Raw genomic sequence first — 21,618 nt, 5'->3', positions numbered from 1 at the left:
TTCTCAAACAACAGACACTACCGGCACCACCAAACCCCACACAAGGGACCAGGATCGCTCCGGAGCAACTTTTCAAACTTACCCGAACCGGCCGCACAAAGCAAACCAAACTTCAGGCCTCCCTCACCAACCAGAAGCACACAAAAGCACTACCGGAACCGGTGAATTGAAAGGGAGTCGGTCGCTATCTTTCCGCATCAGCGGCGGCGACTCGAATAACTTTACACGCGCCCAACCCCCACACCAAATCCACCCCAACACCACCCAAAACCCCCGCAAACACAAGGAAAACAACCCCGCAACACCCCAAAACAGCAACCACAGACTTCAGTGAAGCCCATCACACTACCCAACCCCAACAACACCCGCCCGCAACCCAACACCCAGCCACCGCCGTCGAAACTCAACAAACCCCGGACACACACAACCCATAAACAACGACGCTCCCCCACCAAAAGTGAGAGAGCGACGGGCGCAAACCCGAAGGAAGTGAGAGAGCGACGGGCGCAAACCCGAAGGAAGTGAGAGAGCGACGGGCGCAAACCCGAGGGAAGTGAGAGAGCGTCCGAAGGATACGGCGGTCATCCCGCAGCGCGCGCCCTAGCTGGCCCCACGGCGACAGGGATCCCTGCCCAAGCTCGAGAGGTTAGGGATCCCTGGGGACGAACGACCGAGGCCGAAGAGGATGAGCCCCGCCTCCGGCACCCAACCAGCCCGGCAACCCGCGGGTGGCTGGAGGGTCAGTGACCCCCGTGTCCGCCGGCACCTTCGGTCTTGCGCATCATGGCACCGAGCACCACAGCGGCTACTGCGATAACGGTCGCTGCCAGGAATGCCGTCTGCATGCCGGCTACCTCGCCCGAAGACGCAGAAACCACAGCATAGATGGACACGAGCAACGCCGTTCCTGCTGCACCGGCGACCTGCTGAGCGGTGCTGATGATCGCCGAGCCATGGGAGTAGAGGTGCGGGGGCAGCGGATTGAGGCCGGTGGTGAATGCCGGCGTGAACAGCAGGGCCAATCCAAGGCTCAGGGTGACGTGCAGGGCAATAACCCAACCGAGCGCGCTTCCCTCATCCAGACGCGAGAACTGCCACAGGGTCAGGACCATAAGTATTGAGCCCGTTACCGTCAGCGGCAGGGGACCCACTTTGTCGAAGATCCGCCCAATGACCGGCCCCAGCAAGCCCATGGCCAAACCACCTGGCAGCAGAGCCAGTCCGGTCTCCAAAGGCTGAAGGTGCAGGGTGTTCTGGAGGTACAACGGCAACAGGATCACGCCGCCGAACAGGGCCATCATGGCAACGACCATCAGCAGCGTGGAAACGGTGAACATGCGGAACTTGAAGGCGCGGAGATCCAACAGCGGTGAGTCGGACTTCTGGAGCTTGAGCTGCCGGAAGACAAACAGCGCCAGGCAGAGAACTCCGACCACCAATGCAATGACCGGTACGACGCCGGCGTCGGCGCCACCGATCTGGCTCAGGCCGTAAACCAGGCCACCAAAGGCGGGCACGGTAAGGATCACCGAAGGAACATCCAACGTGGTCTTCTCGCGCTCCCCCACGTTGGTGAGGTACTTGGCGCCGATGGCGAAGGCAGCCAGCGCAACCGGCAGCACGAACACGAACATGAAGCGCCAGGAGAAGTGGTCCAGGATGATACCTGAAACGGTGGGGCCCATGGCCGGTGCAACCGAAATGGCAATGCTGACGTTGCCCATGACGGCACCGCGCTTGGACATCGGCACCAACGTGAGAATGGTGGTCATCAGCAGGGGCAACATGATGGCAGTGCCACCGGCTTGGACGATGCGTGCCACCAGCAGCACCAGGAAACCTGGTGCCAATGCGGCCAGCAACGTTCCGCCACTGAAGAGTCCCATGGCCAGCATGAAGGCCCCGCGCGTGCTCATCCGTTGCAGAATGAAGCCGGTGGTGGGGATGACGACAGCCATGGTCAGCATGAAGCCGGTGGCCAACCACTGTACGGTGGACGCGCTCACCTGCAGGTCCGTCATGAGGCGCTGGAGGGCGACGTTCATGATGGTCTCATTGAGGATGACCACGAAGGTTGCCACCAGCAGCGTGACAATGACGGTCACGGATTCGCGTGACATCTTCCCGGACACCGGGGCCTGCGAGACTGGTGCCTTTGACACCCCAGCCTGCGGGGCTGCGGCCTCTGCAGAGATGACAGTGCCGGAAGTGCCCGATTCAGGCTTGCCGCTGGCGTCGGACGTGACGTCGGTAGACATGAGGATTCCCCAAGGTTTGGATTTGGTGTCCGGCGATCTGTGCCGGTGAAGACTAAAACAGTCTAAGCGCCCATCCAATTCCCGTCAGCAGAAAAATTCCAAACGTTAGGAGAACAACGGAGCGTTGTCGATAAGCCGCACCGGTCCCACCTTGGCGGCAATGATCGCCAAACCCTCACCGCGGAACGGAGTCTCCTTGCAGTTCTCTGCGAGCGGCTCCAGCGTGTCGGGATCGACGACGTCGAAATAGTCCAGTTCCACAAGCGGCTGGGACTCGACAAGCTCGACGGCGGAATCGAGGTGGAGCGGTTCGTGTGCGTTTGCGCGGGACTCTATAAGGCGCAAAGCCCGCGATAACACCAAGGCTGCTTCGCGTTCTTCCCCGGAAAGGAATCGATTGCGACTGGACAACGCCAAGCCGTCCTCACTGCGAACGATGGGCACTGGCACAATCTCCACAGGAAAATTCAAGTCCGAGACCATTCGCTTCACCAACGCCAACTGCTGCGCGTCCTTCTGCCCGAAGTAGGCCCGGTAGGCCGCCGTCGTCCCGTCCGCGGCCGCACCTCCGGGTAGTCCGTAGTGCAGCAGTTTGGCAACGACGGTGAGTGCGCCGTCGAAGTGCCCGGGACGTGAGGCGCCTTCCCACTTTTCGCCGAGCGGGCCGGACGTAACCCGCACCAGCGGCTGGCCGCCGGGGTATACCTCGTCCACGTTCGGCGCGAAAACCAGGTCCACACCCTCAGCGTCAAGCAGGGCCATATCGGCGTCGAGCGTGCGAGGGTAGCGATCAAGGTCCACGGCGTCGCCGAACTGCAGTGGGTTCACGAAAATACTGGCCACCACCACGTCATTCTCCGCCACAGCGGCCCGGGCAAGTGCCGCGTGACCGGAGTGAAGTGCACCCATGGTGGGCACCAACCCCTGCGAACTTCCACCTTTGGCGGCCAGGAGATTGGCGCTCTCCGTCCGCAGTTCCGCCGCGGTGGTCACGAGTTTGATGGCCATGTTGTTCAGTTTCCTTCCGGCGCCTTGGGTTCCGCGCCCAAAGCCTCGTCAATTTCGTTCAGTTGCTCGGGGCGCAGCAGTCCGCGGTTTCCCGCCCTGCGCGCCGTGGCCCGCGCCATGGCCTGGTACGCCGCAAGAACATCGCCGCCTGCACCGCCGTCGTACTCTTTCAGAGCCTGGGCGTGCGCGGAAACGGTGCCCACGTCCCCGCGCGCTACCGGACCGGTCAGCGCAGATTCGCCGGACGCGAGAGCATTCTCCAGCGTCGCGCGCAACAGCGGACCCAGCATGGACTCCGGCGTTTCGACGCCGATCTCCCGCAGCATCTGGGACGCCTGCGCCACCAGCGTGACCATGTGGTTCGAGCTGTGCGCCAGTGATGCGTGATAGAGGGTGCGGTCGGCCTCGGCAATCACCACCGGCTCTGCACCCATCTCCACCACCAGTGCCTGAGCAATTGGCAGCATCGCAGCATCGGCGGTGACCCCGAAAGTGCAGTCCATGAGCCGGGTCAGATCCAGGCTCATGCCCGTGAAGGTCATGGCGGGATGAAGTGCCAGCGGTATCGCGCCCACCGCACGGACCGGGTTGAGGATCCCGACGCCGAACCGGCCTGACGTGTGCGCCACAAGTTGACCAGGCTGCCAGGCTCTCAGCTTGGCCAACCCCGCGACCAACTCGCCGAGGGCGTCGTCAGGGACGGCGAGCAAAACGAGCTCGGAGCGCTCCACGATGTCCTGAATCTCCATGATCGGGACGCCGGGAAGAAGGTTCTCAGCCCGTTCGCGGCTTGCCTCGGACACAGCAGAAACCCCGACGACGGCGTGCTCGGCTGCGCGCAAAGCGGCACCCAACACGGCCCCCACTTTCCCGGCACCAATGATCCCGACGCCGAGTCGTCCTGGCCTAGCCATCGTGGCGGTCCTCCTGTTGTGAAGTCTGGTTTTGCGTGGGCTGAGCCGGTGGTTCCGGCTGGGTTGGTGGTTCCGGCATGGCGGCTGCGACTTCCGGGGCCTGCGGAGCCACCTGCGCGAGCCACTGTTCACTGGTTTGCCTCTTCCGTGCTTCCCGGGCACGGGCGGCCTGCTGATCGAAGAGCTCCACTGCCTGCTCTACTCCGGCTTGGAACACCCGGGGTGAAACAGGACCCGCCGTGGTGTGGAGGACAAGATCGGCCACTCCGAAGCGCCTCGCCCAAGGACCCTGGTGGAGTGCCATGGATTGCGTCCGCTGGTGCGGAACCATGACCAACGTGTGCCACCAGCGGCCGGATCGGATCAGCAGGGCAGTTTCGGTGGCAAAGAATCCATTGCGACGCCAGCCCAACGGGGCCAACAAACGGGCGCGGCGGGGAGTGGTGATAAAGCCGTCCCCATGGGCCGGGTCAGCTCCTACCGGCCCAAGTCCCTCGAGCCCCGCAGTGAATACCCGTTCCGGATCCTCAACTCCAGGATCAGGCAGCACCAACGACATCATGCGCAGGACATCAGACTTCATCCCAACAGGTAGCAACATGGTGCGGGCAGAACCTTCGGTACTGCCCGATACCCCGTAACCCGCGACATTGACGTGCATCCGATACCAGCCGAAGATCCTCCACAGGGGTGGCTGCGTCACCATGAGCGCTTGGATGCGTCCCGGAGGCAAGGTCTGCGCTTGGGTATCCAGGAGGCCGTATCGAAGGCGGATACCGTCCGGCGAGATTGCAGCCGTGAAGTTGTAGCCCTTGTTGAAGGAGTTCCAGTACGCGGCGCCGATTCCCAGGATGCCGGGGATGAGCGCCAGGAATAACGTCTGGTTCTGCGTGAAAACGGAGACAACAACAACCACGGCGGCGCCGGCCAGGATTCCGATGGTCTGCTCGCTCAGCAGCAAGGAACCGATGAGCCGGGACGGCGGCACGGACAACACAACATGCTCGGGAGCTTCCGGAATTTCCTCTGCCGTCTCGGGCCCACTGACCACACCTGCCGCCCGGGCAAGGATGGTGGCACGCAGCTGCTTGGCTTGGTCAAGAGGGAGGTAAGCGAGCCGCACTGCCGACTCACCGGCGTCGGCCACTTCGAACTTGAGCTCAGCGAGCCCGAAAATCCGGGCCAAAAGCGGCTGCACAATGTCGATTGCCTGGACACGATCCAAACGGGCCTGCCGTTGCTGCTTGAACAGGAAGCCGGTGTTGACCCGGACGTACCCCTCGGCCACCTGGTAGCGGGTGAAGTACCAGCTGAGAATAAAACCGCCTACCGTCAACAGCAGCACTACAGCGCCGCCGGCCAGGAGCCACGGCACCCGGCCGCTGAGGTTCGGGTCCAGGACATCCCGGCCCTGCAGCATCCGCTCGAAAGCGTCCCTGCCAAAGAAGAACCCGACGGCGGCCAGCGCCACCCAGCCGCGAACAAAAGGTGACGCGGGGTGGACCCGGTTCCAGCCGCCGTCGACCGATGGTTCCGGCTTGCCGGGGAGGCTCTCGGTTGCGCTATTCTCCAGGCTCACAGCCCGGCCAGCCTGGCTTCTCCGCGAGCCGAAAGCTGCTCGCGCAAGCGTGCCCCCTCTGCTGAGGGAAGGCCAGGCAGCTGCGCATTGGTTCCCGCTGACGCGGTGTGAAGTTTGAGCGTGCACAGTCCCAAGCTGCGTTCAACGGGACCAACAGCAACGTCCACGTATTGCATCCGGCCGTAAGGGACCACCATGGTCCGCTGGAAAAAAATGCCGCGGCGGATGAGGAGGTCGTCGTCGCGCTCGGCGTAGCCGATCGCACGAACCTGGCGTGGAATGAGCACGAGCCGCCACAGCGCCAGTACCAGCATCACCGCGGGAACCGTGATGGCCAGCCACAACGGCGGCCACCGCCACCAGCCGAGCAGCACGAAAATCAGAGGCAAACTGAGGACCGCGAGCATCAAGACGTTGCCGATAGCCCACTCCACCAAGCGAACCGTGACGTACTTCGGGGATACCCTCAGCCACTGGACGCCGGGAGGATCAATCGCCTCGGTATGCATACTCGCCTTCACCCTTTGTTTCGCCTCGACGGGTTTCCGGTCCGGCGGTACCACCTTCCAGATCCTCCGGCGGGATCCGGCAGAACCGCTCCACCACGAGTCCAACCACCACCATCACCACACCGCCTCCGCCCATCAGCAGGGCATTCCACAGAATGCCCTCGCCGCCGCGCAAGCCACCTATACGGAGAAGATCCATCGCGATTCCTGCATGCCAGCCAAGGAGCAAAGTCCCGGCGTAGGCGCAGGCTTGGGCAAGAATCAGCGTCCTTGCCGCGAGGATCGGGTTGAGCAGATTCTTCTTCTTACCGTTGCGCCAACGCAGCACACGGATGCCCATGATGAGCGTGAGGACGGCGATGACAGCCATGGTGATAAGTGCGGAGACCGGCAGTACCGGTGTTTGCATGCTGAAACGGTTGGTAGTGACCGTAGCCAACCATCCGATGACGGCAGCGATGACGGCGATGAGCACCAGAACTACGGGGCGCATTGCTTTCATGGCTGCTCCACTGCTCCCGTCGCCGGCACGCCGGCCACGTCACCGAAGCCGTCGAAGCGCCGGATGTCCGGCATGTCAGCGGCGACGGCGGCCAGTTCAGCCACGCTTTCGCCATTCAGCGTGGCGTGCGGCTCAAGTAAGGACCACGGGTAAAGCACGAAAGCACGCTCAGCTGCCCGCGGATGCGGAATGGTCAGAACGGGATCGTCGCTGAGCACGTCACCGAACACGATGATGTCCACGTCAAGCGTTCTTGGGCCCCAGCGCACCTCGCGGGTGCGGTGATGCTTCTGTTCCACCGCGTGGCAGTGCTTCAGGAGCTCCAAAGGGGTCAACGTGGTCTCCACGGCCATGACCATGTTGAGGAAATCCGGTTGGCCCTCGGGACCGCCCACGGCCTTGGTCTGCACCACCGGCGATACTCCCAGGAGGCGCACTTCCGGCGGGTCCACCAGGTCCGCGACGGCGGTGGAGAGGGTGTCGTTCCGCTCCCCCAGATTGCTGCCAAGAGCCAGAATGGCCTTGGTATAGCCGGACGTCATGATCGCTCCCGGTGGACGCTGACAGTGACGTCGCCAAACGGTACCTCGATGGGTGCCTTGGGCTTGTGGACGGTCACATCGACGGCGGCCACGTTGTAGTTCCCGAGGATGCCCTCGGCAATCCTGACGGCGAGGCCCTCGATGAGGTTCAAGGGCTCGCCTTCGATGTGCTTGGTGATCAGTTCGGCGACTTCACCGTAGTGGGCCGTGTACTGGAGATCGTCCGTCTCAGCCGCTTTGGTGAAGTCTGCGTACAGCACGGCGTCCACAACGAAAGGCTGGCCGTCACGGCGCTCGAAATCGAACACTCCGTGATAGCCGACGGCGGTGACGCCGGTCAGCGTGATCCTGTCCACAGCGGTATCCAATCAGCGGGAAATGCGGGCGGCGACCTTGACGGCGTCAAGGCTGGGGCCGACGTCGTGAACGCGGACAGCCCAAGCGCCCTTAGTGGCGCTCAAGGCGGTGATGGCAGCGGTGGCTGCGTCGCGTTCCAACGGCGCAGCGGACTTACCGGCCACTGTAAGAAGCGAACCGAGGAACCGTTTGCGGGAAGCGGCAACCATCACCTTGTGGCCCAGCGTGAAGAGCTGGTCCAGGTTCTTGAGGATCTCCCAGTTCTGGTCCTCGTTCTTGGAGAAACCGATACCGGGATCGACGATGATCTGCTCCGACGCAACACCAGCAGCGTAGAGCTTGTCGCGGACGCCGCTGAGCTCGGCCACGACGTCCTCCGTGACGTTGTTGTAGTCCGTGAGGCTGTCCATGGTCAGGGCGTCGCCGCGGCGATGGGTCAGGATGTACGGAACCTTGGTCCGGGCAACGAGCTCGGGCATGTCCGGTTCAATCGTCAGGCCGGAGACGTCGTTGATGATGGCCGCACCCGCCTCAATGGCAGCGGCGGCGGTGGACGTGTGCATCGTGTCGATGCTGACCAGCGCGCCGGCTTTCACCAATGCTTGAATCACCGGGATGACGCGGCGTTGTTCTTCTTCGGGGGAAACCGGTTCAGCGCCCGAACGGGTGGATTCACCACCGACGTCGATGATGTCTGCGCCCGCGTAAAACATGCGCAGGCCGAGCGCGATGGCGGTGTCCGGTGTCCGGTGAGCGCCGCCGTCGCTGAAGGAATCCGGGGTGACATTGAGGATTCCCATGACGAGCGTGCGGTCTGTTGGCAGGTCCTCAAACCTGGCAGCGGGTCGCGGTTTGCGGAGAATCGGCAGCGGGCTTGTGGCCGGGCCGGTTCCAGGTGCTGCAGCGAGGGAGTCCATAGTGCTTACCTTCCGAGTATGAGGCTCATGGCCTCGGCGCGGGTGGCCGGGTCATGGAGTTGACCGCGCACCGCACTGGTGACGGTCTTTGCGCCTGGCTTGCGAATGCCGCGCATGGACATGCACATGTGTTCGCATTCGACGACGACAATCGCACCGCGGGGGTTGAGGTGCTTCACAAGTGCCTCGACGATCTGTGTGGTGAGGCGTTCTTGCACCTGCGGCCTACGCGCGTAGATATCGACCAACCGCGCCAACTTGCTCAAGCCGGTCACTTTTCCGTCATGTGACGGAATGTAACCCACATGCGCGACGCCGTGGAACGGCACCAAGTGATGCTCGCATGTCGAGTAGAAGGGGATGTCCTTCACGAGGACAAGCTCTTCATGGTCGAGGTCGAACGTGGTGGAGAGGACATCCGCAGGGTGCTGATGCAGCCCGGCGAAGACCTCGGCGTAAGCCTTGGCCACGCGCTTTGGCGTGTCCAGGAGGCCCCCACGATCAGGGTCTTCACCTATCGCCAGGAGAATCTCACGGACAGCCGCTTCAATGCGCGGACGGTCCACTTTGTGGCCGTGCTTGGAGCCCGCGGCGGAACCGTGGGCGGCGGCGAGGTCGTCGTCGTCGTCGAAATGAGTCACAGCAGAAAGCTTAGCCGTGATGCGGGTGGTCGTTGCCGCCGTCGGGTTGCGGGGCTTGGAATGACTCCTGGCTGCTGACTCCTTGGGCATGGGGCGCCACGACATCCAAAGGCTCGTCAAGACGGGCCTTCTTGGCCTCTTCCTGGGCTTCGCGTTCCGCTTTTTCGGCCCGGGATTCCACGGGCGGGATGGACTGGACCGGACGGGATTCCTTGGACAGCCAGATCTCGCGGAAGTCGCGCTTTCGGATGTCGTGGAAGATCTCTGCGATTTCCGTCTGGTTCAGTGTCTCCCGCTCCAGCAGTTCCAGCGCCAAACGGTCCAGAACGTCCCGGTTTTCCGTGAGAATGGCGTAGGCCTCATCGTGCGCCTGGTCGATCAGACGGCGTACTTCCTCGTCCACAACGTAGGCGATCTGATCGGAGAAGTTACGCTCCTGAGCGGCGTCGCGGCCGAGGAACGGCTCGCCACCGCCCTGGCCCAGCTTCACGGCACCAACACGTTCGCTCATGCCGTATTGGGTGACCATCTTCCGGGCCGTGGACGTGGCCTTTTCGATGTCGTTGGAAGCACCCGTGGAGGGATCGTGGAACACGATTTCCTCAGCAACACGCCCGCCCATGGCGTAGGCCATCTGGTCGAGCAGTTCGTTGCGGGTCACAGAGTACTTGTCGTCTTCCGGGATCACCATGGTGTAGCCGAGCGCACGGCCGCGGGGAAGGATGGTGATCTTGGTGACCGGGGCGGAGTTACGAAGGGCAGCAGCAACCAATGCGTGGCCACCCTCGTGGTAAGCGGTGATCTTGCGCTCGAGTTCCTTCATGACGCGGCTGCGCTTCTGCGGGCCTGCCATGACGCGGTCGATAGCCTCGTCCAATGCGCGGTCATCAATGAGATTGGCATTTGAACGCGCCGTCAGCAGGGCAGCTTCGTTCAGCACGTTGGCCAAGTCCGCACCCGTGTAGCCGGGAGTCTTCTTGGCAACACCCCTGAGATCGATGCCGGGGGCCATCGGCTTACCCTTGGCGTGGACATTAAGGATTTGTTCGCGGCCGATCATGTCCGGGGCTTCCACGGTGATCTGGCGGTCGAAACGGCCCGGGCGCAGCAGCGCGGGGTCCAGGACATCAGGACGGTTGGTGGCCGCGATGAGGATGACGTTGGTCTTGACGTCGAAGCCGTCCATCTCGACGAGGAGCTGGTTCAGGGTCTGCTCGCGCTCGTCGTTACCGCCGCCGATACCGGCGCCGCGGTGACGTCCAACGGCGTCGATTTCGTCAACGAAGATGATGGCCGGGGAGCTTGCTTTTGCCTGTTCGAAAAGGTCGCGAACACGGGAAGCACCAACGCCGACAAACATTTCAACGAAGTCCGAGCCGGAAATGGAGAAGAAGGGGACGCCGGCCTCGCCGGCAACAGCGCGGGCCAGCAGCGTCTTACCGGTGCCTGGAGGGCCGTAGAGCAGCACGCCCTTGGGAATCTTGGCACCAACGGCCTGGAACTTGGCCGGTTCCTGGAGGAACTCCTTGATTTCCTGCAGCTCTTCCACGGCTTCGTCAGCACCGGCGACGTCGGAGAAGGTCACCTGCGGCATGTCCTTGTTGACCAGCTTGGCCTTGGACTTGCCGAACTGCATCACCTTGGAGCCGCCGCCCTGCATTCGGGAAAGCAGGAACCAGAACAGCACACCGAGCAGCAGCACAGGGATGAGCAGGGAGAACAGGCCGGAGAACCAGTTGTTCTCTACGGGCTGGTCCGTGAAGCCCTTGTCCGGGTTGGCGTTGGTGACAGCCTTCACTACATCCGGACCACGATCCGTGACGTAGAAGAACTGGACGTTCTTGCCCTTGTCCTGGCCGTCCAGGTTCAGGTTGTCCTTAAGCACCAGGTCAACACGGTTCTCGGCGTCGAAAATCTTGGCTTGCTCAACCTTCCCGCTTTGGGAAAGGAGTTCGAGGCCGTCCTTGGTGTCAATGCGCGTGGAACCGCCCGGAGCCAGTGTTGCGAATGCCACCAGGAGCAAGCCAACGACGACAACAATCCAGATGCCCGGGCCTTTGAAGAAACTCTTAGCTTTCATCTGATCGGGGTTTTGCCCCGTCCCTCCTGGTAGTGCTGCAAGGCGCAACTTCTGCGCGCGAGTGGTGCTGCTTCAGTTTCAAGCTATACACCGTTCCCAGTAATTCACGCATCGGAAAGTCCAAAAGTTCCCTCTGGGCGTACACAGGATACTCGCGTTATGCGTGCTGGAACAGGGTTTTTGTGCCGCGTTGCAGGCCAAGGTGGGGCGACGCTCTTGAGGTTGACGACTGGAACAAGGACAGGAGGCAGGTTGACTGGATAGGTTGCGTCAGGCTGCGGCGACCGGGAGTACCAACAGGTAGCCGGTGGGCAGGTCCGCGCTCCATCGTCGTGGCTCACGGACCACGAACTGTGTGGCCAGCTGCGCCGGGGTGAGCAGGCTGTTGGGCTCCGGTGACGGGCCCCATTGTCCACTTCCGTGCGGATAGAGAGGATCCAGGACGCGGACTCCCGTTACGTGGAACTCCGGGAACTGTGAGGGGTCGCCCATCGATTCGAATCCGCTCATCACCCATGCGTGACGGCCGCTCCACATGACCAGCCCCACCGGTCGGCCGGTTTCGGCTATGGCACGCGCCGCCGTCTGCAGCGTGTCCTCGTAGTTGGCGATGCTGACTACTGTGTATGGCCCCATTCCCACTTCGGTCAGCACCTGCGCCCAACCTCGCGGGTTGGCTCCGTTGAACGAATTGGATGACCGGGCACGGGCCATCTCCCACAGTTCACTTTGCTGTGCGGATGATGCCCACGAACCGCCCCTGGTGCCATCGACGAGGTTGTGGGCCATCTGGATGCTCGCAGCAACACACCAGTCAAAGGTGTACTGCGGTACGAAGTCCCCCTCTTGGTAGAGGTTGACGGCGAATGCCTGGGGCACCGCAGGCGGCGCGGGTGGCGGTGGCGGCATAGGTGCAGGTGGCGGTGCGGGCGAAGGAGCCTGAGTGGCGCTCGTTGACGGGACCCCGGCGGCGTCACCCGTGGGCGGCACGGCGGACGAGGTCGCGATTGCTTGCCCTGCATCGAGCACAGTGGAATCGACGGCAGGAGTGCAAGCCGTGAGCAGAGTCGCCATGACGGCGAGCCACGCCAGAAGACGGGCAGGGGCACCGGTCATGGTCAAGTCTAGCGCGGAGGGTTGGCGCAACGGCAGGCTCCTCCGGCACCCATCGATTGCCCCTGCAACCGCCCGGCGCATCCCTTAAGCACCAACGCCGCACCCACTCCCGCCAAATGCACCAGAGGTTACGGGTGCAAACGGCGGAAAAGGGCGCGGCGAGGTAAGCCTAAAGAGCGGGGGTTACTCGTAAACGTGCGGGGCCAGTGTGCCCACGAAGTCCAGGTTGCGGTACTTCTCGGCGTAGTCGAGACCGTAACCGACCACGAATTCGTTGGGGATGTCGTAGCCGACGTACTTGACGTCGATTTCCACCTTGGCAGCGGTCGGCTTGCGGAAAGCCGTGCAGATTTCGACGCTGGCCGTGCCGCGGGATTCAAGGTTGGACTTGAGCCAGGACAAGGTGAGGCCGGAGTCGATGATGTCCTCGACGATCAGGACGTCCTTGCCCATGAGGTCGGTATCGAGGTCCTTGAGGATCCGGACAACACCGGAGGACTGGGTGCCCGAGCCGTAGGACGAGACAGCCATCCAGTCCATGCTGACGTGGCTGTGCAGTGCGCGGGCGAGGTCGGCCATGACCATGACCGCGCCCTTGAGGACACCGACGATGAGGATGTCGCGGCCTTCGTAATCCTTGTCGATCTGCGCCGCGAGTTCCGCGATACGCGTTTGGATCTGCTCTTTGGTGTAAAGAACGTGCTTGAGATCTGCCTGGACGTCGTTTGAATCCACCAATGGCTCCTGTTTTGATGCTCGGGTGCGGCTACTGTTGGGACGGTTTCTGATGCCGGAATACTAGCTTCCCACAGCGCGCGGCTTCGCGGGGACCGCCCTTGGCCGGATCACGAGTCGCATCTGCAGTTGAAACAGCTGATGAAACAGACTGTTCCTGCTCCAAATCGCTGAGGGACAAACGGTACACACTCACGTGGCCGGGCAGCTCGACGGGCCCTGCTGAACCTTGCCGGCGAAGCAGCGCTTCCGCAGCTTGGAGGCGCCCGTAGCCGGGTTGTTGACCCCCGACGTCGGCCGCTGCCTTTGCGATGACACGGAACCTGAGCGCTGCGGGCAGTTCACGAACGGCGTCCTCGGGAAGCCAGGCGTCCCCGCCCTCGCGCTGGACGAGTGAGAGATAGGTCTCGTTGGCAAGATCTTCAAGGAAATCGGCATCTTGCTGCAGGATAGCGGCGGTCCGGGCCAGGGACTCTGCCACGCCCGGGCCCAGCTTCTCTTCCAACACGGGCATCACTTCAACACGCGTCCGGGATCTGGCGAACGCAGGATCGGAGTTGCTCGGATCATGCCAGGGAGACAACTCTTCCACCCGGCAGATTTCCAAGGTCTCCTCCCGGCGAAGGCCAAGGAACGGTCGGAGCAGGCGTCCGCGAGCGGGCCTCATGCCAGCGAGGGAGCGCGTTCCGGACCCACGAGCCAAGCCCAGGAGTACTTGTTCGGCTTGGTCGTCCAGGGTGTGGCCGAGCAGGATCGCGTCACAACCCAGGTGGTCGGCGGCAGATTCCAAGGCAGCATGACGGGCATCCCTGGCGGCGGCCTCGGGCCCGAAACCGGTGGCAGCAACTTCTACGGTGCGCACTTCCACCGGTGATAGTCCCAGTTCACGCAACACGGCAGCAGTCCGGGAAGCGACTTCCCCGGAACCAGGCTGCAGTTGATGATCCACCACCACGCCTGCGACAGACACTGCATGTCCGTCCACATGGCCCCGTCTGGCGAAGTAGGCCGCGATGGCTGCCAAAGCCAAGGAATCCGGGCCTCCGCTGCAGGCTACGAGGATGTGTGACGGGTATCCCGCAGAAGCCAGGGCGTTCTGCAACTGCTTCCGGGCCTTGCCGACGACCGGCGCGAGACGCCCGGGCCGACGTCGACCCTTACCCGAAGAACCGACGGCGGAACCGGCAGGTACGCTCAAAGCCCCATCCGCTCAAGCCAAAGCTTGGAGTTGTGAATCTCTTCTTCGGTGGGCAGGTAGTCGGCGGATCCCCACACCCGGTTGAAGCCCTCCATTCCAGCCACGGCAACGACTTCGCGGACGAACTTGGCGCCATCGGTGTACTGGCGCATCTTGGCGTCCAGGCCGAGGAGGTTTCGGATGAACTTCTCCACCACGCCGCGATCCTTGCCGCGCTCGTTGAAGCGCTGGCGAATGGTCTTCACGGAGGGAACAATGCTCGAGTCCACGGCATCCATCACCACGTTGGCGTGCCCCTCAAGGAGGCTCATGACGGCTGTTATGTGGGAAAGGGAAGCCTTTTCCTCCGGATTCTGCAGGAGGTCCAGGATGGCGCCACGGCCGGGCGTTTTCCCGGAGGGGTTACGGTCGCGCAGGGACTTGGCTACAGCGCTGGCGCGTTCAACCAACGTATCCATGTTGCCCAGGAGATTGCCGCTGAGCTTCTCGATTTCATCCAGCATGTGGTGACGGAGCCACGGTGCGGCGGCGAACTGGACCCGGTGGGTTTGTTCGTGCAGGCACACCCAGAGACGGAAGTCGTCCGGGTGAACGTTGAGTTCGCGCTCCACGGAGATGATGTTCGGCGCCACCAGCAGGAGTCGGCCGCCCGGCGGAACGTTGGCGTCAGGTGCCAATGCGGCAAAGGGATCGTACTGGCCCAGGACCTTGCTGGAAAGGAACGCGAGCACGGCACCGAGCTGCGTGCCGGTGATGGCTCCGCTGGCAGCAGCCGCGGCCGGGGTCATGGCCACTCCGCTGCGGCTTTCCAGCATCTTCTGCAAGGCCGGCTGGAGCATCACCGAGAAGCTCTGCGTATTGGCTTTGGACCACGAGGCCCGATCAACCACCAGGACGTGCGAATCGCGCAGGTCCCGTGCGGCATCCAAGCCGGTGATGTCGTGCACGTGCGGGACGGAGATATCCGCGTTGAAGCGCAGATTGTCCACCGCCTTGCCGATCTCCCCGGCGCTAAGCTCCGGACCGGGAGGGGCAAGCCGGGCAGCCGTAGAGGCGGCCAGGTCCCAATTGATCAGGGACGGGGCCCCTGCTGACGAATCTCGGGCAGATGACACCATACGGTCCATCACACCACAGGTGACTGACAGTAGGCCTTAAGTTCGCTCCGCGCGGAGCATTCAGCCCCTGCACCCGCATGTTGCCAAGACAGACGCCGAGCGGTCCATGGCCACCTTGTTACCCGCGGCACCCGGATCCAGGCCGTTGCCGACGAACGAGAAGACCAGCAGACGGCCGTCGGCGTCCACCACGTAACCGCTCAGTGCGATCACTGTATTCAAGGTCCCGGTCTTGGCGCGGACCAGGCCGGCACCCTCGGACGTACCGGCGTCCCCGTACCTGTCATTCAGGGTGCCGGTAAGCCCGGCCACGGGGAAACCGTCGAGCGCGGTCCGCAAGGCAAGCTCCGGCCCACTGGTGATGGCCCGGACAACCTCGGCAAATTGCCGGGCCGTGACCTGGTTCTCCAAGGCAAGGCCCGAGACGTCGGCGAGCTGCATCGAATCCGTGGCGATCCCCAGCTCCCCCAGCCTTTGCCGCACGGCCGCAGTAGCGCCGTCGTACGTCCCCTCGAGACCAGACGCCAAGGCGGTCATCCGGCCCAGCGCTTCCGCGAGGAAGTTGTCCGAGGATTCGAGCATGAGGTCCACTTGCTCGCTCACGGTTGCGGACTCAGCAGCAGCCAACTCTTTAGCGGGGAGACCCTTACCCCGTTCGACGCCGGGGCTCACCGAAACGCCGGCCGCCGCCAATTGCTCGGCGAACGCCTGGGCGGTAGTGAGGGCGGAATCCTGGGGTCGGGCGCCGCTCAGAACGTCCGGGGCGTAGCGGCCGGAGTTCAATGCCAAGGAGAACAACGGCGCGGTTTCCCCGGCGGCGACATCGTCCAAACTCCACGCGGGGTTAAGGGGCGCTCCCTTGAAGAGGGAATCGTCCACCTGCACGGTAATGGGCCCCTTGATCCCCGCCGAAGCCAAGGCCGCGGCGGTGTCCCCGGCCAGGGAAGCCAGCCCCGCCCGCCCAAGAACAGCGGTGGGCTCGGAAACTGAAGCGCCCAGCAGAACGTCCCCTCCCCCGGTCAGCACCACTGTGGAAGGGCTGTCAGATGCGAGCACGCGGGTGGTGAATCTCGAGTCGGGACCGAGCGCCTTCAAGGCTGCAACAGCGGTCAACAGCTTCATGTTCGAGGCCGGGATGCGGTTGGCGTTGGCCTCGCGGTCAAAAAGAACCTGGCCAGTGGCTGCGTCCAACACCACGCCGCTGATGTTGCCCCCGCCGTCGGGCTTCAGGGTGGCGTCCAGGAGCTTCACGACCTCGCTCGCAACCGGGATAGGCGCGGAGGGGTCCAACGGAAGCACACTACTGGCGCCCGAAAGGCGGTCCGGCACCTGCTGCCAGGAAGGAATGGAGGGTGGGGGCTTAGGGAAACTGAGCAGGTTCGGAAACATCCCCACAACCACCACGGCGCCGAGGCACAGCAAAACTGTGGTCAGTAGCACCGGCCATGTAAAGCGCCCCCACGCCGCAGGCACCCGCTTGCGGGCACCCCCGTTTTTAACGCCCATCATGGAAGTTGCTTGGTCCTGTCAGTCCTGAAATGTCCCCGCCGGTTCAAGAAACCCGGGCCTCTCGCTATATCCTCAATAGTAGTCGGCGGCGCCGGCTGCGCTTTTGCCTGCCGCGCCCCACCCACACCCGTCAAGGAGCATTCCATGAAGCACGACGTGACCATCGAGATCCCCAAGGGATCGCGCGTCAAGTACGAAGTTGACCACGAAACCGGCCGTGTCCGCCTGGACCGCGTCCTGTTCACCTCCATGCAGTACCCCACACACTACGGTTTCTTCGAGAACACCCTGGGCGAAGACGGCGACCCGCTGGACGCACTGGTGCTCCTGCAGGACTTCGATCTGCACCCGGGCGTCATCGTTGAATCCCGCCCCATCGGCGTCTTCAACATGACCGACGACGGCGGCGGAGACGCCAAGGTCCTCTGCGTCCCCGTTGACGCACGTTTCGATCACATCCAGGAAGTCAGCGACGTCAGCGAATTCCTGGTCAAGGAAATCGAGCACTTCTTCACGCGCTACAAGGACCTCGAGCCCGGCAAGTGGGTCAAGGCTGAAGGCTGGGGCGACCGCGCCGCTGCCGAAGCCGAGCTGGAAGCTTCCATCAAGCGCTTCTCTGCCGAAGGCCACTGATTTCAAGGCTCTAAACGCTTGATGCTCGACGGCGGCTGGTGCGGTTCCCCCGGGACCCACCGGCCGCCGTCGTTCTTTAACGGTTTACGCACATGGGCATGTCTCCCCATCGCGGCAGCTTGCGGGTCCGCCTAGGCTGGGACCAGACTTTTCGATGCATGTTCACAGGTTCGATGCATATTCACAGGGGGTTCCATATGGCTGGGTTCTACGGCGCGGACATAGCGCAGCTTCGCAGTCTGGCGGGTGTGATGGGCAAAGCGGCCGACGCCATCAGCCTGCAAAGCACGCAGTTGTCCAACGCGATCAACTCCACCACGGCGTGGCAGGGCCGGGACGCCACGGTTTTCAAGGGCGACTGGAACAGCCAGCATCGGCAGAGCCTCATGAAGGCCGCCAACATGCTGCGCGAAAATGCGAGCCAGTTGAAGAAGCACGCCAATCAGCAGGAGTTCGCCAGCCACAATGATGGTTCAGGCACCTCGGTTGGTGTCCTCAAGGACGTCTACGACACCGCCATGGGCGTCAAGGGTTTGGGCGCTCCGCTGTGGACGGCCTACAAATACCTCAAGCTCGGCAACGCAGAATGGGTCAAGACCCGCGAGGTCCTGACCAACTGGCGCGCCGGTGGCACTGTGGTGCGCGACGCCATGACCGCGCTGCGTAACGGTGAGAAAGTCACGGATGTCCTCACGGACCTCAAAGCCAACATCCCCTACAGCCAGGCGTTCCAGGAGGCCAGCAAGTTCTCCAAGGGCCTCCGCATTGCCGGCGCCTTGGCGGCGCCGCTCAACATCGTGGGCGGCATCAGCGACATGATCAACCCCGAGCACGACGGCTGGCGCGGCACTGGCGATCGCGTTGCCGGCGGCCTGTCCGTGGTTGGCGGCGTTGGCAGCATCATGCTCATGACAGCCGGCGGCGCAGCCCTGCTGGGGCCGATCGGTGCTCCCATCGTGATCGGCGCCGGCATCGTTGCGGGCGCGTGGGCGTTGGGTAACCTCGTCGCCGACAATTGGGACTCCATCAGCAACTTCGCACGCAACCCTGGCAGCTACATCGCTGACGGGGCCAAGGAGGTGGCAGGCTTCGCCAAGGACGTAGGCAGTAAGGTGGCAGACGGGGTCAGTGACGCCGCCAAGTCAGTCGGAAACTTTGTCGGAGGGATATTCGGATGACCACCAGCACCATGAAATGGACCCAGCGGGACATTGAGGCCGCAGCCAAGGTCCTGGCCTCGGCCAGCGCAATCGGCGCGCCTTTGCCCACGCTGACCGATGAAGAAGTTGTGGCCCTGGACGGTGTTCAGCACGAACAGCTGGTTGCCCTGCCGTGGCTTTCTGCCCAGGACGCAAGCAAGGAACTGATGTGCGCTATCGCGCTGCGCGGCCTGCTCGCCAAGGAACTCGTTTACCCGGTGGTGTTCGAGGGTGAAACCGAGCCGTCGCGCTTGCACGCCACCGAAGAAATCACCGGTGCCCTCACCCTGCGCCGGAGCGGCAGCAGCGTGGTTTCCGTGGAACGCACGGTGTCCACCGGCAAGCGCTGGCTCTACGGCTACCTTCACGATGAAGGCGTCCTGCTGGAAGAAGTGGACGAAAGTGGGCTGCACGGCTTCACCGTAGTCACCCGCGATCAGCTGGTTCCGCGCTTGGTCGAGTTCGTAGACCCCCAGCAGGCTGCAGCCCGCGACACCGAACCTACCCTCTACACGGAAGCCCAGTTCGAGGCGCACGCCGCCACGGCTTTGGCCGACACCCAGGCCGCCAGCAACGTGGTGGCCTTCAATTCCAATACCAACGAGTTCCCCACGGTTACCGTGTACACCGGCCCCTCCAGCGTTCACGTGCTGACCCCACGTGTGGAGGGTTCTCAGGCGTCCGGCCTCTCTGAGCAGACCGAATCGGTGTCGTTCGAGCTGCAGGAAACCTCAGCACCATCGTTGGCCCGCGTCCTCGGTGGACTTGCGGGACTGGCCTGACGCTAACCACTCAAGCCATACACCGCCGTCGAGCTGAAAGCCCCTTATGAGCACTTCGAAGTCCTCCACCCTCACCGGGCTGCTTGACGCTGTCAACGGCCGCCCCGTTCGCCGCCACCCTGAAACAGGCGCGTACTTCGTCAAAGCCTCGGCAGGTGCCCACTTCTGGGGCCGCGTCTTGGATGCGGTGGTGTTCCTGGTTGGCTACATGGTTCTGGCCGTGATCCTTGCGGTGGTCCGTGAATCCATGATGAACAGCGGCTCTGCCCTCGGGTATAACGACGGTTTGTGGCTGACGCTCTACGTTGTCCTGTGGTTCGTGGGACTGTTCGCCTACGGCATGATCTGGGGATCCGTGGGCAGCGTGGGCGACGCAGCCGCCGGCATGCGCTCCGTGCGGATCAAGAACGGCACGACGGCGGGAGCATGGTTGGGCGGTTGGCGCGCCATCTGCTGGTCTTTCTTCCCGTTCTTCGTCGTGATGCTCATTGCCTCCGCCGTAAGCGGCGGCGGAGACGACACTTGGGATCCGAAGTTTGCAGCTATTGACCGGCGCTCGGGAATCGCCCAAGGCCAGCAGCCTGTCCCGGATCCCAAAGTGGTGGCCGCAGAACAGGCCTCCGAAGCGGAGCGCCGGAACATGCCCAACCTCTACGGCCAGCGTCCGGATGCGCGGCCGTAACTGGCTGGTTCGCCGGGTGGAGCGCAGGCTCGGGCCTGAACTCGGCCAGCTTCGTTATATCGCATCCTCACGCAGGATCTTCTGGAAAGCGCTGATCCCCTGCCTGGTAGTGGGCTTCGTCTTCGGGACCATTGCCGAATTCGTCAGCCCCATCCGCTCCACGAGGGAGGCAGGACACTTCAGCGACCCGGCACTATTCGTCACCGCCAGTGCCCTGACCGGATTGGTGCTCTGGTCCCTGACTCTCTTGGGAAGCTTCAGGAAACTGCTGGTCTTCGACCACGGCATGGTGGCCAAGTACTCCCAAAAGCACAACCGGGTAGTGATTCCTTGGAGGGACATTGCACCTGGGAGCCTCAAAGCGGTGACCACGGCTGACGGCAGTGATCCCGACCGTCGATTGGTGGCGCGCCAAAAGGTTTCGTTGGGTGCCGGTGGGCGAAATGCACTGGTTTTCCAAGCCCGGGAAATCTTCTGGGTCTTCGCCTCCGCGGAGGATCCGCGGCCCTTGGTCTTGGCAGTCCAGGAAAGTCTGCGTGACGCAGGAATGGCCGATGCCGTGCGCGCCACATCAGGTGCGTTGCCCGCCGTCGTACTCACCGGACGGACGGCGCTTGACTGAACAGCAGCCAAATTTTGCCCTTGCAGAGCTGCTACCAGCCGGTAGCATGTGATCAACCATGTTCACTCTCACCATCAACCAACGAGACAGCCGCCGTGACGGCGACCTTGTGCCGCAGCTACTCAAAGACCTACGGCACATTCCCGCGCGGCTCGACTTTGACCGTTCGGTTGAGGATGAGGTGCAGGGGATCGTCGAATGCAGCCACCAAGCTGTGGAGACAGCGTTGATCGCGCTCCGCTCCGGGCAGTGGTATGTGGGAATCGGCGTGGGTCCCATCAACGAGCCCCTGCCCAACCTGGTCAAGGACGCCTCGGGGCATGGACTCGTTTACGCCCGCCGGGCAGTCGATCGGCTGCGCAATGGCAAGGAGAGGGTCCCCATCGCCGTTGACGGTCCCCTGACAGCTTTGGCTTCAGAGGCGGAAGCCGTACTGCGCCTCCTTGGGCACATCGTGCAACATCGGAGCACGGCTGAGTGGCGGGTGCTGGATCTGCTCACTCCGGGTGTCCGGGGCCAGCAAAAGGCCGTGGCCCAGGAGCTCGGCATCACTACCCAGGCCGTGAGCAAGGCCTTGGCACGCGCGCAGTGGGCAGAGGAGCACGCCGCCCGTCCAGCCGCGGCCCGCTTGCTGCAGCTGATCCTCGAAGTGCGCTGACCTCCGGTTCGCGCACAGCAAACCCAACTAAGTAGCAGTTGAGGCCCTTGGGGAGCCCC

22 protein-coding genes are annotated in these 21,618 nt (G+C 63.2%); 6 read left to right on the top strand and 16 right to left on the bottom strand.

Annotated elements, in window-relative coordinates; translation table 11 throughout:
• Window positions 1-740: 740 nt before the first annotated feature.
• The 16 genes from A477_RS0106880 to dacB all read right to left on the bottom strand — a co-directional run bounded on the left by A477_RS0106880 (window position 741) and on the right by dacB (window position 16,980).
• Entirely contained in the window at window positions 741-2,258 is a 1,518-nt protein-coding gene (locus A477_RS0106880; protein ID WP_017198283.1) for a DHA2 family efflux MFS transporter permease subunit, read from the bottom strand.
• A gap of 105 nt (window positions 2,259-2,363) precedes the next feature.
• Window positions 2,364-3,266 (bottom strand): pantoate--beta-alanine ligase, encoded by a 903-nt coding sequence (gene panC / locus A477_RS0106875; RefSeq protein WP_017198282.1) that lies wholly within the window; start codon window positions 3,264-3,266, stop codon window positions 2,364-2,366.
• A 5-nt stretch (window positions 3,267-3,271) separates the two neighbouring features.
• Complete coding sequence (locus tag A477_RS0106870) at window positions 3,272-4,180, bottom strand: Rossmann-like and DUF2520 domain-containing protein (RefSeq protein ID WP_017198281.1); 909 nt, start codon at window positions 4,178-4,180, stop codon at window positions 3,272-3,274.
• Window positions 4,173-5,759 (bottom strand): PH domain-containing protein, encoded by a 1,587-nt coding sequence (locus tag A477_RS0106865; RefSeq protein WP_017198280.1) that lies wholly within the window; start codon window positions 5,757-5,759, stop codon window positions 4,173-4,175. The genes A477_RS0106870 and A477_RS0106865 overlap by 8 nt, the downstream gene beginning before the upstream one ends.
• Window positions 5,756-6,268 carry a PH domain-containing protein gene (locus A477_RS0106860; protein WP_017198279.1) on the bottom strand — a complete coding sequence of 171 codons (513 nt, stop codon included), beginning with the start codon at window positions 6,266-6,268 and terminating at the stop codon, window positions 5,756-5,758. Before A477_RS0106860 ends, A477_RS0106865 begins: the two co-directional genes overlap by 4 nt.
• Window positions 6,249-6,770, bottom strand: a complete 522-nt coding sequence (locus A477_RS0106855; protein ID WP_017198278.1) for a DUF3180 domain-containing protein — start codon at window positions 6,768-6,770, stop codon at window positions 6,249-6,251. The genes A477_RS0106860 and A477_RS0106855 overlap by 20 nt, the downstream gene beginning before the upstream one ends.
• Window positions 6,767-7,312 carry a 2-amino-4-hydroxy-6-hydroxymethyldihydropteridine diphosphokinase gene (gene folK / locus A477_RS0106850; RefSeq protein WP_017198277.1) on the bottom strand — a complete coding sequence of 182 codons (546 nt, stop codon included), beginning with the start codon at window positions 7,310-7,312 and terminating at the stop codon, window positions 6,767-6,769. Before folK ends, A477_RS0106855 begins: the two co-directional genes overlap by 4 nt.
• On the bottom strand, window positions 7,309-7,668 hold the full coding sequence (gene folB / locus A477_RS0106845) for a dihydroneopterin aldolase (protein ID WP_026005413.1): 360 nt from the start codon (window positions 7,666-7,668) through the stop codon (window positions 7,309-7,311). The genes folK and folB overlap by 4 nt, the downstream gene beginning before the upstream one ends.
• Before the next feature lie 12 nt (window positions 7,669-7,680).
• Entirely contained in the window at window positions 7,681-8,586 is a 906-nt protein-coding gene (folP, locus tag A477_RS0106840) for a dihydropteroate synthase (protein WP_017198275.1), read from the bottom strand.
• A 5-nt stretch (window positions 8,587-8,591) separates the two neighbouring features.
• A complete protein-coding gene (gene folE / locus A477_RS0106835; protein ID WP_026005412.1) occupies window positions 8,592-9,227 on the bottom strand; it encodes a GTP cyclohydrolase I FolE in 636 nt (211 codons plus the stop codon).
• A gap of 10 nt (window positions 9,228-9,237) precedes the next feature.
• Entirely contained in the window at window positions 9,238-11,307 is a 2,070-nt protein-coding gene (gene ftsH / locus A477_RS0106830; RefSeq protein ID WP_017198273.1) for an ATP-dependent zinc metalloprotease FtsH, read from the bottom strand.
• Window positions 11,308-11,577: 270 nt separating this feature from the next.
• Window positions 11,578-12,423: a hypothetical protein gene (locus A477_RS0106825; protein WP_026005411.1), complete on the bottom strand. Its 846-nt coding sequence runs from the start codon at window positions 12,421-12,423 to the stop codon at window positions 11,578-11,580.
• 183 nt (window positions 12,424-12,606) lie between these two features.
• Window positions 12,607-13,158, bottom strand: a complete 552-nt coding sequence (gene hpt / locus A477_RS0106820; RefSeq protein WP_011772910.1) for a hypoxanthine phosphoribosyltransferase — start codon at window positions 13,156-13,158, stop codon at window positions 12,607-12,609.
• Between the two features lie 31 nt (window positions 13,159-13,189).
• A complete protein-coding gene (gene tilS, locus A477_RS0106815; RefSeq protein ID WP_017198271.1) occupies window positions 13,190-14,260 on the bottom strand; it encodes a tRNA lysidine(34) synthetase TilS in 1,071 nt (356 codons plus the stop codon).
• 92 nt (window positions 14,261-14,352) lie between these two features.
• A complete protein-coding gene (locus A477_RS0106810; protein ID WP_026005410.1) occupies window positions 14,353-15,474 on the bottom strand; it encodes an Rv3626c family coenzyme F420 biosynthesis-associated protein in 1,122 nt (373 codons plus the stop codon).
• 60 nt (window positions 15,475-15,534) lie between these two features.
• Window positions 15,535-16,980, bottom strand: coding sequence for a D-alanyl-D-alanine carboxypeptidase/D-alanyl-D-alanine endopeptidase (dacB, locus tag A477_RS0106805; RefSeq protein WP_026005409.1), 1,446 nt, complete (start codon window positions 16,978-16,980; stop codon window positions 15,535-15,537).
• A gap of 147 nt (window positions 16,981-17,127) precedes the next feature.
• Between dacB and A477_RS0106800 the strand changes: the two genes are divergently transcribed.
• The 6 genes from A477_RS0106800 to A477_RS0106775 all read left to right on the top strand — a co-directional run bounded on the left by A477_RS0106800 (window position 17,128) and on the right by A477_RS0106775 (window position 21,559).
• Entirely contained in the window at window positions 17,128-17,616 is a 489-nt protein-coding gene (locus A477_RS0106800) for an inorganic diphosphatase (RefSeq protein ID WP_014920365.1), read from the top strand.
• A gap of 197 nt (window positions 17,617-17,813) precedes the next feature.
• Window positions 17,814-18,794 (top strand): hypothetical protein, encoded by a 981-nt coding sequence (locus A477_RS0106795; protein ID WP_017198268.1) that lies wholly within the window; start codon window positions 17,814-17,816, stop codon window positions 18,792-18,794.
• On the top strand, window positions 18,791-19,597 hold the full coding sequence (locus A477_RS0106790) for a hypothetical protein (RefSeq protein ID WP_017198267.1): 807 nt from the start codon (window positions 18,791-18,793) through the stop codon (window positions 19,595-19,597). Before A477_RS0106795 ends, A477_RS0106790 begins: the two co-directional genes overlap by 4 nt.
• A 46-nt stretch (window positions 19,598-19,643) precedes the next feature.
• Window positions 19,644-20,279 (top strand): RDD family protein, encoded by a 636-nt coding sequence (locus A477_RS0106785; RefSeq protein WP_017198266.1) that lies wholly within the window; start codon window positions 19,644-19,646, stop codon window positions 20,277-20,279.
• Window positions 20,266-20,901 carry a hypothetical protein gene (locus tag A477_RS0106780; protein ID WP_017198265.1) on the top strand — a complete coding sequence of 212 codons (636 nt, stop codon included), beginning with the start codon at window positions 20,266-20,268 and terminating at the stop codon, window positions 20,899-20,901. Before A477_RS0106785 ends, A477_RS0106780 begins: the two co-directional genes overlap by 14 nt.
• 58 nt (window positions 20,902-20,959) lie before the next feature.
• Window positions 20,960-21,559 (top strand): hypothetical protein, encoded by a 600-nt coding sequence (locus A477_RS0106775; protein ID WP_017198264.1) that lies wholly within the window; start codon window positions 20,960-20,962, stop codon window positions 21,557-21,559.
• Window positions 21,560-21,618 lie beyond the last annotated feature (59 nt).

Origin of the sequence: Arthrobacter sp. M2012083 (assembly GCF_000281065.1) — a bacterium.
GTDB lineage: Bacteria > Actinomycetota > Actinomycetes > Actinomycetales > Micrococcaceae > Arthrobacter.
This window is presented reverse-complemented; position numbering and strand designations above follow the sequence as displayed.